General features: G+C 42.4%; 17 protein-coding genes and 1 tRNA gene. 17 read left to right on the top strand and 1 reads right to left on the bottom strand.

Features of this window, described 5'->3' with window-relative positions; translation table 11 throughout:
• Positions 1-432 precede the first annotated feature (432 nt).
• From CCK98_RS27895 to CCK98_RS27825, 15 genes are all read left to right on the top strand, one after another.
• Positions 433-1,605 (top strand): ATP phosphoribosyltransferase regulatory subunit, encoded by a 1,173-nt coding sequence (locus CCK98_RS27895; RefSeq protein ID WP_088089569.1) that lies wholly within the window; start codon positions 433-435, stop codon positions 1,603-1,605.
• Positions 1,598-2,236: an ATP phosphoribosyltransferase gene (gene hisG / locus CCK98_RS27890; RefSeq protein WP_088089568.1), complete on the top strand. Its 639-nt coding sequence runs from the start codon at positions 1,598-1,600 to the stop codon at positions 2,234-2,236. Before CCK98_RS27895 ends, hisG begins: the two co-directional genes overlap by 8 nt.
• A 1-nt stretch (position 2,237) precedes the next feature.
• Positions 2,238-3,518 (top strand): histidinol dehydrogenase, encoded by a 1,281-nt coding sequence (gene hisD, locus CCK98_RS27885; protein WP_088089567.1) that lies wholly within the window; start codon positions 2,238-2,240, stop codon positions 3,516-3,518.
• Between the two features lie 27 nt (positions 3,519-3,545).
• Complete coding sequence (hisB, locus tag CCK98_RS27880; RefSeq protein ID WP_088089566.1) at positions 3,546-4,133, top strand: imidazoleglycerol-phosphate dehydratase HisB; 588 nt, start codon at positions 3,546-3,548, stop codon at positions 4,131-4,133.
• 85 nt (positions 4,134-4,218) lie between these two features.
• On the top strand, positions 4,219-4,845 hold the full coding sequence (gene hisH, locus CCK98_RS27875) for an imidazole glycerol phosphate synthase subunit HisH (RefSeq protein ID WP_088089565.1): 627 nt from the start codon (positions 4,219-4,221) through the stop codon (positions 4,843-4,845).
• On the top strand, positions 4,842-5,564 hold the full coding sequence (gene hisA / locus CCK98_RS27870) for a 1-(5-phosphoribosyl)-5-[(5-phosphoribosylamino)methylideneamino]imidazole-4-carboxamide isomerase (protein ID WP_088089564.1): 723 nt from the start codon (positions 4,842-4,844) through the stop codon (positions 5,562-5,564). Before hisH ends, hisA begins: the two co-directional genes overlap by 4 nt.
• Positions 5,565-5,619: 55 nt before the next feature.
• Positions 5,620-6,381 (top strand): imidazole glycerol phosphate synthase subunit HisF, encoded by a 762-nt coding sequence (gene hisF, locus CCK98_RS27865; protein ID WP_088089563.1) that lies wholly within the window; start codon positions 5,620-5,622, stop codon positions 6,379-6,381.
• On the top strand, positions 6,378-6,995 hold the full coding sequence (gene hisIE / locus CCK98_RS27860) for a bifunctional phosphoribosyl-AMP cyclohydrolase/phosphoribosyl-ATP diphosphatase HisIE (protein ID WP_088089562.1): 618 nt from the start codon (positions 6,378-6,380) through the stop codon (positions 6,993-6,995). Before hisF ends, hisIE begins: the two co-directional genes overlap by 4 nt.
• 137 nt (positions 6,996-7,132) lie before the next feature.
• Positions 7,133-8,626 (top strand): tetratricopeptide repeat protein, encoded by a 1,494-nt coding sequence (locus CCK98_RS27855; protein ID WP_088089561.1) that lies wholly within the window; start codon positions 7,133-7,135, stop codon positions 8,624-8,626.
• Positions 8,627-8,847: 221 nt separating this feature from the next.
• A complete protein-coding gene (trxB, locus tag CCK98_RS27850; RefSeq protein ID WP_088089560.1) occupies positions 8,848-9,804 on the top strand; it encodes a thioredoxin-disulfide reductase in 957 nt (318 codons plus the stop codon).
• A 415-nt stretch (positions 9,805-10,219) separates the two neighbouring features.
• Positions 10,220-10,678 (top strand): 8-oxo-dGTP diphosphatase, encoded by a 459-nt coding sequence (locus CCK98_RS27845; protein ID WP_088089559.1) that lies wholly within the window; start codon positions 10,220-10,222, stop codon positions 10,676-10,678.
• A 19-nt stretch (positions 10,679-10,697) separates the two neighbouring features.
• The gene (gene rapZ / locus CCK98_RS27840) at positions 10,698-11,591 is read left to right on the top strand and encodes an RNase adapter RapZ (protein WP_088089558.1); all 894 of its coding nucleotides are present in this window, start codon (positions 10,698-10,700) and stop codon (positions 11,589-11,591) included.
• Positions 11,588-12,571 (top strand): YvcK family protein, encoded by a 984-nt coding sequence (gene yvcK, locus CCK98_RS27835; protein WP_179195945.1) that lies wholly within the window; start codon positions 11,588-11,590, stop codon positions 12,569-12,571. The genes rapZ and yvcK overlap by 4 nt, the downstream gene beginning before the upstream one ends.
• 48 nt (positions 12,572-12,619) lie before the next feature.
• Positions 12,620-13,570, top strand: coding sequence for a DNA-binding protein WhiA (gene whiA, locus CCK98_RS27830; RefSeq protein WP_088089557.1), 951 nt, complete (start codon positions 12,620-12,622; stop codon positions 13,568-13,570).
• Between the two features lie 135 nt (positions 13,571-13,705).
• On the top strand, positions 13,706-13,963 hold the full coding sequence (locus tag CCK98_RS27825) for an HPr family phosphocarrier protein (protein WP_066258757.1): 258 nt from the start codon (positions 13,706-13,708) through the stop codon (positions 13,961-13,963).
• An 89-nt stretch (positions 13,964-14,052) separates the two neighbouring features.
• On the opposite strand, the gene clpP is transcribed toward CCK98_RS27825, so the two are convergent.
• Complete coding sequence (gene clpP / locus CCK98_RS27820; RefSeq protein WP_088089556.1) at positions 14,053-14,664, bottom strand: ATP-dependent Clp endopeptidase proteolytic subunit ClpP; 612 nt, start codon at positions 14,662-14,664, stop codon at positions 14,053-14,055.
• Positions 14,665-14,868: 204 nt separating this feature from the next.
• Here clpP and CCK98_RS27815 point away from each other — a divergent pair.
• Positions 14,869-14,940: transfer RNA gene (locus tag CCK98_RS27815), tRNA-Arg, on the top strand.
• Positions 14,941-15,235: 295 nt separating this feature from the next.
• Complete coding sequence (gene rpoN, locus CCK98_RS27810; RefSeq protein WP_088089555.1) at positions 15,236-16,558, top strand: RNA polymerase factor sigma-54; 1,323 nt, start codon at positions 15,236-15,238, stop codon at positions 16,556-16,558.
• Positions 16,559-16,568 lie beyond the last annotated feature (10 nt).

Raw genomic sequence — 16,568 nt, 5'->3', positions numbered from 1 at the left:
TGAAATATTGAAGTCTGGTTTTCGCAACCAGGCTTTTTTTGTAGTAAACTTACTATTAAATTACTCTTTCGCGGAATAAATCAGGAAATTGGCGGAATTCATGGTCTTGTTGGCGGAAATCCACTAAAGTTTGGCGGAATCCTATCCAAGTTTGGCGGAAATCCCTCAAACTTTGGCGGGAATCTCTTCCGAGTCAAATCAAATTCCAAAGCTATAGCAATAATTTTCTGAGTTTTGGCGGAATTCAATCAGAGTTTGGCGGAAAACTATCTAGATTTGGTCCATTCCTTCAAAATTTCATTGACGAATAGTTTCACTAAGGGTAAACTAAAAATACTTTAATTCATTATCACATTAGCAGACTAAAGCATTTAGAAAATATGCAATATGCAATATAAAAACAAAGTAATCTAACGATAAAGGATGAGCAGGATGAGTCGCTTGTTTATGTTTGAAAAGCCTTTAGGCATGAGAGACACGCTGCCGGAGTTATATGAAAAGAAACATCGTGTTCGGACCTTAATGGAGGATACGATCAAACTTTGGGGCTGCCAATTTATTGAAACACCTACACTGGAATACTATGAAACCGTTGGAACCGCATCAGCCATTCAGGATGCCCAGCTTTTTAGATTGCTTGACAAAGAGGGTCATACGCTCGTTTTGAGGCCTGACATGACAGCACCAATTGCCAGAGTAGCAGCATCGAAACTATTGCAGGATGACATGCCGCTTCGGTTAGCATACTCTGCGAACGTTTTCCGGGCGCAGCAACGTGAGGGCGGCCGCCCTGCTGAGTTTGAGCAAATCGGTGTAGAATGCTTGAATGACGAAACGGTTTCTTGTGATGGAGAGGTCATATCATTACTTATTTCTTCATTGAAAAAAGCAGGATTATCGGAGTTCCAAGTATCTATCGGCCATATTGGCTTTGCCCAGGAATTATTTTTACAAATCCTCGGCACAGATGAGCGGGCCGATTCGTTAAGAAGATTTCTCTATGAAAAAAATTATGTCGGCTACCGCGAGCATGTGAACTCCCTATCGCTATCATCGATTGATAAGCAAAGACTTCTGCAGTTCCTTGATCTTAGGGGCGGGGTAGAAATAATTGGAACAGCACTCGACCTAATAGAAAATGAAAAAGGCAAGCAAGCTATTTTACAACTAAAGGAATTATGGGATTGTATAAATGATTATGGTGTACAGGATCAAGTCAAATTTGATTTAACCATCGTCAGCCATATGAGCTACTATTCTGGTATTTTATTTGAAGTTTACGCAGGGAATGTTGGCTTTCCAATTGGGAATGGCGGTCGATATAGCTTAATGGAGAAATTTGGAAAAAAAGCAAGTGCAACCGGGTTTGGGGTTCACCTTGATCGGCTTTTAGAGGCACTCGGAAGCTATGATATCGAAAACACAGTGACCTGCATCTTTTTCAGCCAGGAGCAACGAAGAGAAGCCTTTCAATTAGCCGAAAAAATGCATCAACAAGGTAAGAGGACAGTGCTTCAGGATATCAATGGTGTCAAAAATCTGGATGCCTATACAAAGAAATTTGCGGATACTACCTACTTATTAGGAGGGCGTGCCGATGAATAATATACTAACGATTGCGATGCCGAAGGGGCGGATTTTTGAAGAAGCGGCCGAACTGCTTAGGAAAGCTGGTTATCAGCTTCCGCCGGAATTCGATGATTCACGAAAATTAATTATAGAGGTTGAAAATGAGGGTCTAAGGTTTATCTTAGCGAAACCGACAGATGTTCCTACCTATGTCGAGCATGGCGTTGCTGATATTGGTATTGCTGGCAAGGATGTATTGCTTGAGGAAGAGCGCGATGTTTACGAACTCCTCGATTTACGTATCAGCGCCTGCTATTTGGCAGTAGCGGGTCTTCCCGATACGAAAATGAATGATGTTGCACCGAGAGTGGCCACTAAATATCCGAATGTGGCCGAGGCTTATTTTCGTGAGCAGGGGGAGCAGGTCGAGATTATTAAATTAAATGGTTCGATCGAACTGGCCCCAATCATTGGTTTATCAGATCGAATCGTCGATATTGTGTCGACTGGACGGACGATGAGGGAAAACGGTCTCGTCGAGTACGAGAGAATTGTCGATGTAACATCGCGGCTGATCGTCAATCCTGTCAGCTATCGGATCAAAGACAATCAGATCGACGATTTAGTGACACGACTTAGTGAAGTAGTTTCAGTGGGGGATTATTAACATGAAAATACTAAAAGTGAGTGAACTGATTTCGATTAAACGTTCGATTGAAGCTGGTACCTCAGAACAGCAGGATGTTGTCAAAAAAATTATTGCGGAGGTTCGCACTCGCGGTGACGAAGCGTTAAGAGAGTATACCGAAAAGTTCGACCGTGTGAACTTATCTTCTTTTTCCGTAACAGATAAAGAAATCGAGGCAGCCTATCAGCGGATCGATCAGCATTTTATCTCGATCGTCCAGGAAGCAGCGGAAAATATTCGAGCATTTCATGAAAAGCAGCTCCGGCCATCATGGATGACCACCGAAGAAAATGGAACCGTTCTTGGTCAAAAAATAACGCCGCTTGATTCGGTTGGCGTGTATGTGCCAGGTGGAACGGCTGCCTATCCATCATCCGTCCTAATGAATGTGATTCCGGCAAAAGTCGCTGGTGTGAAACGGATTGTGATGGTGTCACCTCCAGACGACCAAGGTCAATTGCCAGCAGCGGTACTTGTGGCTGCAAAGGAAGCAGGCGTCGAAGAAATCTATAAGGTTGGCGGGGCTCAGGCGATTGCGGCACTCGCCTATGGAACAGAATCGATTCGCTCCGTCGATAAAATTACCGGTCCGGGAAATATCTTTGTGGCGCTGGCAAAACGAGAGGTTTTCGGGGATGTGGACATCGACATGATCGCCGGTCCAAGTGAGATTGCCATTTTGGCAGATGAAACGGCAAGAGCGGACGAATTGGCGGCTGACCTGCTATCACAAGCGGAGCACGACCCGCGGGCCTGCAGTGTTCTCGTGACTCCATCGATAACTCTAGCTGAAGCAGTTGCTTTGGAAGTCGAAAAGCAGCTGGAACTTCTACCGCGAAAAGACATCGCCGCCCGCTCGATTGCCGACTATGGTGCGATTTACGTAACATCAGATATGGACGAAGCGGTCGAAACCGTAAACCAGTTAGCACCGGAACACTTAGAAGTCATCACAGAAAATGCGATTGAGTTGCTTGGGAAAATTCGTCACGCAGGAGCAATCTTTATTGGTCGTTACAGCTCTGAACCCGTGGGAGACTATTTTGCAGGTCCCAACCATGTCCTGCCGACAAACGGAACCGCTCGCTTTTCCAGTCCACTGAATGTGGACGATTTTCAAAAGAAATCGAGCGTGATTATCTACAGTGAAAAGGCTTTAACCGAGAATGGCGCAAAAATTGCCGAGTTTGCCCGGATGGAAGGGCTCGAGGCCCATGCCAGAGCAGTGGAAATTCGTTTAAAAAATGACGGAAAGTTATAGCTTTCATAAAATAAGGAGGTCCCGTTCGTGGAAAGAATCGCAAGTGTTGAACGAAATACAAATGAAACGCAAATACAATTGAAATTAGAAGTAGATGGTGACGGACAGTCCAATCTTGAAACGGGTGTCCCATTCATGACGCATATGCTTGATTTATTCACAAAGCACGGGCAATTCAACCTTACCGTGGATGCCAAAGGTGATACCGAAGTGGATGACCACCATACAACAGAAGATATTGGCATTTGTTTAGGGCAGGCGCTTCGTGAAGCACTAGGGGACAAGCGCGGCATTAAGCGCTACGGGAATGCCTTTGTACCGATGGATGAAGCTTTGGCACAGGTAGTCGTCGATCTCAGTAATCGTCCGCATCTCGAAATGCGTGCCGAGTTTCCAGGACAAAAAGTTGGCACCTTTGACACCGAGCTTGTTCATGAATTTTTATGGAAGCTGGCATTAGAGGCTCGGATGAATCTTCATGTTATCGTACATTACGGACAAAATACACACCATATGATCGAAGCCGTCTTTAAAGCACTCGGACGTGCCCTAGACGAAGCAACGACCATCGACCCGCGCATCAAAGGCGTGCCATCGACAAAAGGGATGTTATAAAAACCTTGGTGTCAGGCACCATGTGGATGACAAAATTGGTTGGTGTCAGGCACCATGAAAAGGCACCAGGAAAGGGATGTTTTCGATGATTGGCATTGTTGATTATGGGATGGGGAATTTGTTTAGCGTGAGTAAAGCACTTGAGCGACTGGGCGCTGATTATTTCATTTCCGCCAATAAGAAGGAATTGCTTCAAGCTGATGGATTGATTCTTCCTGGGGTTGGTTCCTTTCGTGATGCGATGGAACGCTTGCCAGTGGAGACGATCAAGGAATTTGTGGCAACGGGGAAACCGCTCCTCGGTATCTGCCTTGGGATGCAGCTGTTGTTTGAGCAAAGTGAGGAAAATGGCCCAACGAAAGGTTTAGGATTGTTACCAGGAAGTGTTCGCCGTTTTCCAGGCAGAACACCAGAGGGAGCGACTTACAAGGTTCCTCACATGGGTTGGAACCGGCTTGAATTTGTTAACAACTCACCTCTTTTGAAAAATGTAGAAGAGGATTATGTGTATTTCGTCCATTCCTATTATGTGGATGCAAAAAACAGCGATGTTTTACTGGCAAAGGCGGATTACCACGAACAAGTTTCGGCGGTTGTTGGCAGAGACAATGTGATGGGGATGCAATTTCATCCTGAAAAAAGCAGCAAGCTTGGGATGTCCCTTCTTGATAACTTTTTACAAATGGTGGAGGAAAGGAAGGCAGTCCGATGAGTTTAACAATATATCCGGCAATTGATATGCGTGGCGGCAATTGCGTCCGTCTCCTCCAAGGGGACTATGATCAAGAAACGATTTACGGGAACTCACCGTTTGATATGGCCAAGAGTTTTGCCGCTGACGGCGCAGATTGGATCCACATGGTGGACCTTGACGGGGCAAAGGATGGCAAGCGGGTCAATGACCGGTTTGTGATTGAAGCGGCCAACAAACTTGATGTAAAAATTCAAATTGGCGGCGGGATTCGTTCGGAAGAGGACATCGTTCACTACCTTGAAAATGGGGTGGATCGTGTCATCATTGGAAGCATTGCTGTATCGAATCCGGAGTTTGCAATTGAGATGATTAAGAAATACGGTGGAAAAATTGCGGTTGGCATTGATGCGAAAAATGGCTATGTCGCCACACACGGATGGCTGGATACCTCAGAACTAAAGGCGGTCGATCTTGGCAAGCGCTTTGCAGAAGCAGGTGCTGAGACGTTTATTTTTACCGATATTGCCACTGATGGGACACTTGCAGGTCCTAATATTGCTGCAGTTTGTGAAATGGCAAAAGTGACTGGAAAAAATGTTATTGCCTCTGGCGGAGTAAGCAGTCTTGCAGATTTAAAGGCGATAGCAAAAAACGGGATAAGCGGTGCAATTGTAGGTAAGGCGCTATACGAAAATCGTTTTACCCTGAAGGAAGCATTGGAACTGGCAGTAGTATAACACAGGAGTTTACATAGTATTCCCTGCAAAAAGAGGCATTGGAAGGTGAGAGTATATGACATTAACAAAACGAATCATTCCCTGCCTTGATGTAAAGGACGGTCGAGTGGTAAAAGGCATTCAATTTGTCCAGCTGCGGGACGCGGGGGACCCGGTTGAATTGGCACGATTTTACGATGAGCAAGGTGCAGACGAGCTCGTTTTCCTAGATATCTCAGCATCAGTTGAAGGCAGAAAAACGATGGTGGAAGTAGTCAAGGCTGTCGCTTCCGAGCTGGCGATTCCGTTTACGGTTGGCGGGGGAATCAATGCCTTGGAAGATATGAAGAGAATTCTTCGAGCCGGGGCAGATAAAGTGTCACTGAACACAGCTGCCGTCTTGAATCCGGAGGTCATTAAGGAAGGCGCCAGTTACTTCGGTTCGCAATGTATCGTCGTTGCGATTGATGCAAAATTTGATGAAGAAATCGGGACTTGGCGTGTGTTTACGCACGGCGGCCGGACTCCTACAGACAAACTAGTGGTTGAGTGGGCAAAGGAAGCAGCCGAGCTTGGAGCAGGTGAAATTCTATTAACCAGTATGGACAGTGACGGCGAGAAAAATGGATTTGATCTAGAACTAACGAAAGCAGTTAGTGAAGCCGTTCCGATTCCGGTCATCGCTTCGGGAGGAGCAGGGAATTCGGAACACTTCGAAGAAGCATTTTTAGCAGGAAAGGCAGATGCTGCCCTTGCTGCATCTATCTTTCACTATAAAGAGACATCAGTTCATGAAGTAAAAAGCTATTTACGGGAAAAAGGAGTGACGGTTCGATGAATGTACGGTTTGATGAAAAAGGGTTAGTGCCGGCCATTATCCAGGATGCTGGAACGAAAGAAGTATTAACGCTCGCATATATGAACGAGGAATCACTCGCGAAAACAATTGAAACGGGAGAAACCTGGTTTTTCAGCCGTTCTCGTCAAGAATTATGGCATAAAGGAGCGACAAGCGGTAATACGCAAACGGTTGTCAGCATTAACTATGACTGTGATCAAGATGCATTATTAGTGCTTGTCTATCCCAAAGGTCCTGCCTGCCATACGGGTGCGGTGAGTTGTTTTTCTGAACGGGGCTTTAAGGGGACTTCGAGCTTGGCCGACTATCAGATCCTACAATCGCTTGAAAAAGTGATCGTTGAACGTGAACGTGAGCGTCCAGAAGGGGCATACACAACCTATCTTTTTGAAAAAGGCGTCGATAAGATTTTGAAGAAAGTCGGCGAAGAAGCGGCTGAAGTGATTATCGCTGCTAAAAACCGTGACCCCGAGGAGCTAAGGTGGGAAGCGGCTGATTTGCTTTATCACTTGCAGGTATTGCTGGTGGAACAAGGCCTCCCATTCAAAGATATTTTGAGAACATTAGAGGAAAGACACAAGGACCGGTCGTAAAAAGACCGGTTTTTTGCGTTGATTTATAGATAAAGTTAAATTTTTGTATATATCTTAGTCAAAAACCTCAATCCCTTCTCGAACAACTCCATGATGTGGTATACTACCTTAGTTATGTTAAAAATGTGGAGGACTTCATGGGTAAAGACGCGAAAGCAAGAATGCATATGGGAAAATTACTTTCATTTGTTCCTACGGGGGAATATTATTTCACGAAGGGTTTAAAGGCATTCCATCGACGTGATTTTATAAAAGCAAAAAAATATCTTGGGCGAGCGATGCAGCTTGAGCCGGGTGAACCGATGATTATATGCCAGTTGGCGATCGTGTCAACAGAACTTGGCGAGTTTGAAAATTCCAACCGGCTCTTGCACCTCATCCTTGAAGAACTAGATCAAGAAATGGTGGAATGCCATTACTTTTTGGCGAATAATTATGCCCATTTGGGATTTTTTAAAGATGCTTATCACCACGCCAAGCTGTATTTACAGCTAGATCCGGATGGTGATTTTAGCGAAGATACAGAGGATTTGCTTGATGTACTAACATTTGAGTCAGAGGATCTTGAGGATGAACTCTATCCGCAGGATGACCTGATAGTCAAACAAGAACAAGCTCGTGACCTGCTGGAGTCAGGTTACTTTCCAAAAGCAATTGAGCTGTTAAATGATGTGGTCAAAGATTATCCAGAGTACTGGTCGGCTTACAATAACTTGGCACTCGCTTATTTCTATCTAGGCAAAACAGAAAAGGCGGAATCCATCTTAGACGATGTATTGGAGCGAAATCCGGGAAATCTCCATGCTCTTTGTAACAGACTTGTATTTGCTCATTATCAGGGCCAATCAAAGAATGTGGCTGGGTTGAGTGCAACATTGAAGAAAATTCAACCGCTTCTTAGTGAACAGCAATTTAAGCTGGGTGCCTCGTTTGCTTTGGTTGGTGAATATGAACTTGCCTATTTATGGCTGAAAAAATTATATAAACATGGCTTTGATGGCGATGGCCCGTATTATTATTGGCTTTCTTATTCGGCCTATTTCACAGGCCATGAAAATTTTGCAAAAAGCATTTGGAAAAAGGTGCTGGACCTTAATCCTGACAAAGAAGGCTCTGAACCATGGAATAAAGAAAACGCATCAGCTAATGGTTTTGAGGACCTTTCCGGATCTATTTTTCAAAAGCTTGAAAGTGACTATGTAGAAGAGCGCTTATTTGCCCTTTTCCTAACGACCGTTTCAAGCAAAAAAGAGGAAATTATCACCTCTAAACGGCTTTTTAAAAACCAAAAATTTACGGCCTTGGAAAAGGATTATATCTCGTTAATCAGATCCGGAAAACCATCCAAAACTTCGGATGCACAAGAAATTGCCGAGCTTTTTTATGAAACCCATCAACCAATTGGCACCATTGAGGCTGGTTTATACCTCATGTGGTTTTCCGTGTATGTCGAGGTTTCCAAAGCTAAGCTTCGTTTGAAAAATAAACGTGCCTGGGCTGGCGCAGTTGAGTATATGTGGCACAAGCTGCGCAGTGAAAAGGTATCCCAGCAGGAAGTTGCTGAGCGCTATGGGATTTCCTCAGCAACGATTGGCAAATATGTAAAAATAGTGAACAACTATTTGAATTAAGCATATTGGTGGACGATAAAACGATTGTTATATACGATTAAGTAAGGGAACAATATACTTAATCGTATTTTTTTATATTACTGTCTAGCTGCAGCGCCTAGGGGCTCGAGGTCATAAGCCAATCCGACGGGAAGGTAAAGAACAACCTTCCCGCCGGCTCGTCTTATGCTTGTCGCCCCTGACCAAGGCGCTTCCGCTTTTCTATTAAGGAGTGACAAAATATGTCTGAAGAAAAAATTTATGACGTCATTATTGCTGGGGCTGGCCCTGCGGGGATGACAGCGGCTGTTTATACATCTCGTGCAAACCTTTCGACACTAATGATTGAGCGCGGGATGCCGGGCGGCCAAATGGCCAATACCGAGGACGTTGAAAATTATCCTGGCTTTGAAAGTATTTTAGGTCCGGATTTATCAACAAAGATGTTCGAGCATGCTAAAAAGTTTGGCGCTGAATACGCTTATGGCGATATTAAGGAAATCATTGATCACGGTGACTATAAAATCGTCGTTGCTGGGTCAAAACAATATAAAGCTTACGCGGTTATCATTACAACGGGTGCAGAGTATAAGAAAATTGGTGTTCCAGGTGAAAAAGAACTGGGCGGCCGCGGTGTATCGTATTGTGCTGTATGTGATGGGGCCTTCTTTAAAGGAAAAGAGCTTTATGTGATTGGCGGCGGGGACTCTGCCGTTGAAGAAGGGGTTTATTTAACCCGTTTCGCTTCCAAAGTAACTATCGTTCATCGCCGTGCTGAGCTTCGTGCTCAAAAAATTCTTCAAGACCGAGCTTTTGCCAATGAGAAAGTGGATTTTATTTGGAATCACACGATTAAGTCGATTAATGACAAAGATGGCAAAGTTGGAAGTGTGACATTGGTTTCCACAGAAAATGGCGAAGAGCAAGTATTACCGGCTGACGGAGTCTTTATTTATATCGGCATGGTGCCATTATCCAAACCATTTACTAGCCTAGGAATTACCAATGAAAATGGTTATATCGAAACAAATGACCGCATGGAAACGAAGGTACCGGGAATTTATGCAGCTGGTGATATTCGGGAAAAAACGTTACGCCAGATTGTGACTGCAACGGGAGATGGCAGTATTGCCGCACAAAGTGCCCAGCATTTTGTTGAGGAGCTTAAAGAAGAATTAAAACAAAAAAGCAGAAGCTAAAAAATCTTCCGTTATTTTTTACAAAACCGTAACTCTGTTTTAATTCTCTTGTAACAGTAGTGAAATATTGTTAGGGTATGATAAAAGCAGTAATTGACCCCCTTTAAAAATATATACCTTTCATGCACAGGCCCGTAGCCTGTGCTATTTTTTTAGTCTGATCTGCGCGTAAGTATATTTATAAAAAGTATGTTAGCAATAGTGACAAACTATAATAATAATAATAGAAATATCAAATTTGTATTCATTGTGACTGTATCCTAAAAATAGTATAATAAAAGGAATGAATTTAAAGTTATAGAGGGTTCTTTGGTATTTCGAGTAAACTTTGAAAGGTCCTTTTTCAAAAGGGACAAGCGAATGCTTTTTCGAAGACTGCTAAAAACATGTATGCTTTATTAAGAGGGTGAGTGTTGTGCAGCGTGTCACCAATTGTGTATTGATAAGAGACGAAAAAATATTGCTGCTGCAAAAACCACGCCGCGGCTGGTGGGTTGCTCCTGGTGGGAAAATGGAGCCGGGCGAATCGGTTCGAGACTCTTGCATCAGGGAATATCGTGAAGAAACGGGAATCTATTTGAAAAATCCACAGCTAAAAGGGATTTTTACAATGATTATGAAGGAAAACGACCAGCTTCTTTCCGAGTGGATGATGTTTACGTTTGTAGCAACTGATGCGGACGGCATCGATTTAGACGAATCTGAGGAAGGTAAGCTTGAATGGCAAATGATTGATCAATTGAAAAATTTGCCAATGGCTGCTGGCGATTATCATATTCTTGATTATATGATTCATGGAAAAGGAATTATTTACGGTACTTTTACTTATACAAAAGACTTTCAACTAATCAGTTATCGATTAGATCCAAGCTAACTAATAGGGGGAATTAATAATGAGTACCGGTGCTGCAAGTGACATTCAAATGGTGATTATTACAGGAATGTCTGGTGCAGGAAAAACTGTAGCCATTCAAAGTTTTGAAGATTTAGGTTTCTTTTGTGTCGATAATTTGCCTCCAACATTGCTTCCAAAATTCCTCGAACTTATGAAGGAATCCGGGAATAAGATGAATAAAGTTGCCCTTGTTATGGACCTGCGAGGAAGAGAATTCTTTGATCATCTCTTTAAAGCATTGGATGAACTGGCAGAAACTTCATGGGTGGCCCCGCAGATCTTATTTTTAGATGCGGATGATTCAACATTAGTGCGCAGATATAAAGAGACGAGGCGGTCGCATCCGTTAGCACCGACAGGTCTGCCACTTGAAGGAATTACACTTGAGCGTGAACTTCTTGAAGAACTTAAAGGCAGGGCCCAATTAATTTACAATACTTCCCAGATGAAACCACGGGAACTTCGTGAGAAAATATTAACGGAATTTACGGCGAATAAACAATCACTCTTTACTGTCAATGTCATGTCATTTGGCTTTAAGTATGGAATTCCTATTGATGCGGACCTTGTGTTTGATGTGCGTTTCTTACCAAATCCTCATTATATCGAGCATATGAGACCTAAAACGGGGCTTGATGAGGATGTTTCCAGTTATGTATTAAAGTGGAATGAAACGCATAAGTTTTTGGAAAAAGTAACCGACCTGCTTTCTTTTATGCTGCCTCATTATAAAAGAGAAGGAAAAGCGCAGTTAGTGATTGCGATTGGCTGTACAGGCGGACAGCACCGTTCAGTGACGCTTGCTGAACATCTAGGTAAATTTTTCCAACAAGACTATAAGACATGTATATCCCATCGTGACATTGAGAGGAGAAAGGAAAAAACAACATGAGCATTTACGGACAGCCTCGAATTGTCGTCATTGGCGGGGGAACAGGATTGCCAGTTTTATTGCGTGGATTAAAACAGTTTCCTGTGGATATTACCGCCATTGTGACAGTCGCGGATGACGGCGGCAGTTCAGGACGCTTGCGTGAAGACTTGCATATTCCACCTCCTGGAGATATTCGCAATGTGTTAGCATCCTTATCAGATGTCGAACCGCTCGTTGAAGAAATGTTTCAACATCGGTTTAAAACATCGAATGAGCTTTCCGGACACTCGCTTGGAAATTTAATCTTGGCGGCAATGACCTCAATCACGGGTAATTTTGTTCACGCGATTCAGGAAATGAGTAAGATCTTAAATGTTCATGGTAAAGTCCTGCCTGCAGCAAATCAGAGTGTCGTCCTTCATGCTGAAATGGAAGACGGAACGATTGTCTCAGGGGAATCAAAAATTCCATACTCGGGTAAGAGAATTAAAAAAGTGTTTATGACGCCGGAAAATATTCGTCCCTTACCAGAGACCATTCAAGCCATCCGTCAGGCTGATTTAATCATCATTGGGCCAGGGAGCCTATATACAAGTATTCTGCCAAACCTCCTAGTTCCAAGAATCGGGGAGGAGTTGTGCCGGTCACACGCTAAAAAGGTGTATATTTGTAATTTGATGACCCAGGCTGGGGAAACCCATGGCTTTACTGCGAGTGATCATGTAAAGGCCTTATATGATCATATGAGCTGTGCTTTTATTAATACGATTCTTGTAAATAATGAAGAGATACCACAGGATATTCAGCTACGATATAATGAAGAACTGGCTGACCCTGTTCTATATGATCTGCCGCGCCTTTTTGAATTAGGACTAGAAGTCGTTCATGCAGACATCGCTTATCAGGAAAATGGTGCGCTAAGACATGATCCGAAAAAGGTTGCAAAAATTTTATATAATTTGCTTTTAATTGAAACCAAAAAGCGTTATGAAACGTAAATATAGTACTTACTAAAAACGCTTTGTTTTTTTTAGGGGGGTGAAGGGATGTCTTTCGCTTCGGAAACGAAAAAAGAATTAACTAACTTGGAAGTGAAAACATGCTGCATTCAAGCGGAACTATCCGCTTTAATCCGGATGAATGGTTCCCTTTCATTCTCAAATCGTAAGTTAGTTGTTGATATTCAAACCGAAAATGCTGCGATTGCCAGAAGAATCTACACATTATTAAAAAAGAGTTACGATGTCCAAGTAGAATTGCTTGTTCGGAAAAAGATGCGTCTGAAAAAGAACAACGTCTATATTGTCCGATTATCTCATCAGGCTAAAGAAATTCTCGAGGATACAAAAATTATTGGTGAGGGTTTTACCATCATCCATGATATTTCACCAGAACTTGTAAAAAAGAAATGTTGTAAGCGTTCTTATCTACGCGGTGCATTTCTAGCTGGCGGTTCCGTCAATAACCCGGAAACATCTTCGTATCATTTGGAAATTTTTTCGCTCTATAAAGAACATAATGACTCTTTATGCGAATTGATGAATACATTTGGACTAAATAGCAAAACTCTCGAGCGCAAAAAAGGGTATATCACCTATTTAAAAGAAGCGGAAAAGATTACCGAGTTTTTAAATGTTGCAGGTGCCCATAACGCCCTTCTCCGCTTCGAAGACGTAAGGATTGTTCGAGATATGCGGAATTCAGTCAATCGCCTTGTAAACTGTGAGACCGCCAACCTTAATAAAACGATCGGTGCTTCGATTCGGCAGGTAGAGAATATCCGCTATATTAATGCAACGGTCGGGCTGCAAATTTTACCAGAAAAGTTGAGAGAAATTGCCGAACTCCGTTTGAATTATACCGATGTGACCCTTAAGGAATTGGGGGAAATGGTTTCCGGTGGTGCGATCAGTAAATCAGGGATTAATCATCGCTTGAGAAAAATTGATGCGATTGCTGAGAAATTGCGCGCAGGGGATATGGTTACTCGAGGGTAGATAATCCTTTAGTACAATAACAAGATAACATGTGAAAAACATAACATGTATCGAGTAAAGACTAACCTGAAGATAATAATTATGTACAAAGCTCCAAGAAAAATAGAGTAAAAAACCTAGAGGAGGAATTGTGTAATGTTAGTGAAACAAGTGGAAGTAAAATTAAAAACGGGTCTTCAAGCACGACCTGCGGCTCTTTTTGTTCAGGAAGCTAACCGATTTTCTGCGGATATTTTCCTAGAGAAGGATGGCAAGAAAGTAAATGCAAAGAGCATAATGGGCTTAATGAGCTTGGCTGTTGGTTCAGGTGTCATGATTGATATTGTAGCAGATGGCGATGATGAAGCATCTGCTATTGAAGCGTTAGCTGATTTTATCCAAAAAGAACATTGATCTGAAAGAGGACCGGAGCCAATTGGAACCGGTCTTTTTTGTTTTTAATAAAAAAAACAACCGGCTGGATGCCGATTGTTTCTTTGTACTTATTTGTTTTTATTTTTCTCATCTTCGATTAAATTACGAGTGATGATATGGTCGATCAGACCGTATTCTTTTGCACGTTCTGCTGTCATGAAGTTGTCGCGGTCTGTATCTTTGCTGATTACTTCAAGCGACTGTCCAGTCCGTTCTGCTAAAATTCCATTTAATTTTTCGCGAAGGAAAAGGATACGCTTTGCAGCAATTTCGATTTCAGTTGCTTGTCCTTGTGCACCGCCTAGTGGCTGGTGAATCATGACTTCAGCATTTGGAAGCGCATAACGCTTGCCTTTTTCACCTGCTGCTAGCAAGAATGCACCCATGGATGCAGCCATACCGATACAAATAGTTTGTACCTTTGGTTTGATGAATTGCATTGTATCAAAAATAGCCATACCTGCGGTGATGCTGCCGCCTGGGCTGTTGATATATAAAGAAATATCTTTTTCAGGGTTATCCGCTTCAAGGAATAATAATTGTGCTACAATGCTGTTCGCCACATGGTCATCGATCGCACTACCAAGCATAATAATCCGGTCTTTTAACAGACGGGAATAAATGTCATAAGCACGCTCGCCCCGGTTTGTTTGTTCAATAACTGTAGGGATCAAATTCATTTTTCTTCCTCCTTTGATTGTAAAGATAAAAATAATATGTATAGTTATCATACACTGATGGTCAATAAAGGTCAAACAATACCTCTTTAAAAATGTTCGACAACTTTCCCTAATCCAGCATAACCATTTCTGACTATTTTAAACCAATTCTTTGCTTGCAATGTGAATGAACCTGGCATATAATATGTAAGTCGCAACAATTTAGCGCTCGTGGTGCAACGGATAGCACGTAAGCCTCCGAAGCTTAAAATGTGAGTTCGATTCTCGCCGAGCGCATCATGAAAGCCTCCTGTTTTTTTAAACAGGGGGTTTTTTATTTTGAAAAAAGGTTCTGATTTTCCAATAAAAGGTTAAATGCACAAAACACTTCCAAAATGGCACAAAACCTTTCAAAAATGACACATAAAACGGAAAATCGGCACAAAACCACCGGAAATCGACACAAAACCAAAACTTCATCCCAAAACCACTTCGCTTTATGCCTCAAAAAGGGTTACTTCCATCCTTGAATATCATTTTTCATTCCCGAAATTCCCTCTATCGTGTAAAATAGAAAACAGGGGGGATACGAATGAACTTGAAGGCCGGTTTATGGCAGCAGCAAACATTAAAATTGGCGATGACACAGGAGCTATCACAGGCCATTGCATTGTTGCAGTACTCTGCCCATGAGTTAACTGCTTTTTTAGAAGATAAGGCACTTGAAAATCCCCTATTGCAGGTTGAAAATGGCAATATCAAGCCAATGAATCCGCTCATTGACCGTAATCGTCGCAAACACCAAAAAGCGGAAAAGGACTGGATTGATCAAATAGCTGACAAACCATTTTCGCTTGAAGATTATTTACTGTCTCAATTAAAAATAACGAACTTATCGGTGGAACAATTAAGTGTGATACGCCATCTTATCCAAAATTTAGATGAAAACGGTTACTTTATGGGAGACCTTAGTGAAATCGCCAAAAACCTAAGGGTAATGGAAGATTCAGTTGAAGAATGCTTGGCCATTATCCAAACACTGGAGCCAGCAGGCATCGGGGCAAGAAACCTTCAAGAGTGCCTATTGATGCAAATATATTATCTAAATCCAGATAACGAACTCGCGCAAAACATAATCGGCGATCATTTCATTCCATTCGCCGAAAAGAAGTGGAAGAAAATTGCTAAAGAACTGAAGGTAACCCTTAAGGATATACAAGATGTTTACGATCAAATTCAAACATTGAATCCTAAGCCTGGGGCCATTTTAGGAAAAGAAGCAACCACGTATATTATCCCAGATGCAATCGTTGAGCAATCAAGCGAGGGACTAACCGTACGGATGTCTGATGAATCGCTGCCAAGGATTAGCCTCAATGAGCAGTATTATCATAAATTCAAAGACCAAGACCAACAGGTAAGCCGCTTTCTACAGGATAAACTCCAAGATTACCAGTGGATCCAAAAAAGCATTGAACAGCGTAAAGAGACGCTGACAAGGGTTGTAGCAAAAATCATTGAAAAACAGGCTTCATTTTTCCAAAAAGGGTCACAATACTTAGTGCCGATGACGATGAAGGAAGTTGCTGGAGAACTTGATATCCATGAATCCACCGTCAGCAGAGCAGTCCGGGAAAAGTATGTGCAAACACCGATTGGGACGTTCGCTTTGAAAACATTTTTTACAAGTACCATACAAACCGTTTCAGATGATGAAAATACATCTTCCACACAGGTAAAGAAGAAAATTGCGACTTTAATAGAAAAAGAGAATAAACAAAAACCGCTATCTGATCAAGAAATTGTCGAACATTTAAAAATAGAGGAAGGTATGGTGGTTTCAAGAAGGACGATCGCGAAGTACCGGGATCAATTGGGAATTCCCTCCTCTTCGAAAAGAAAAAGGTTTGAATGAAAGGAACAAA

It is taken from the genome of Bacillus sp. OV166 (assembly GCF_900177675.1).
Lineage (GTDB): Bacteria > Bacillota > Bacilli > Bacillales > Cytobacillaceae > Neobacillus.
Note: the sequence above shows the minus strand (reverse complement) of the source record. Positions and strands in the feature narration are given on the sequence as shown.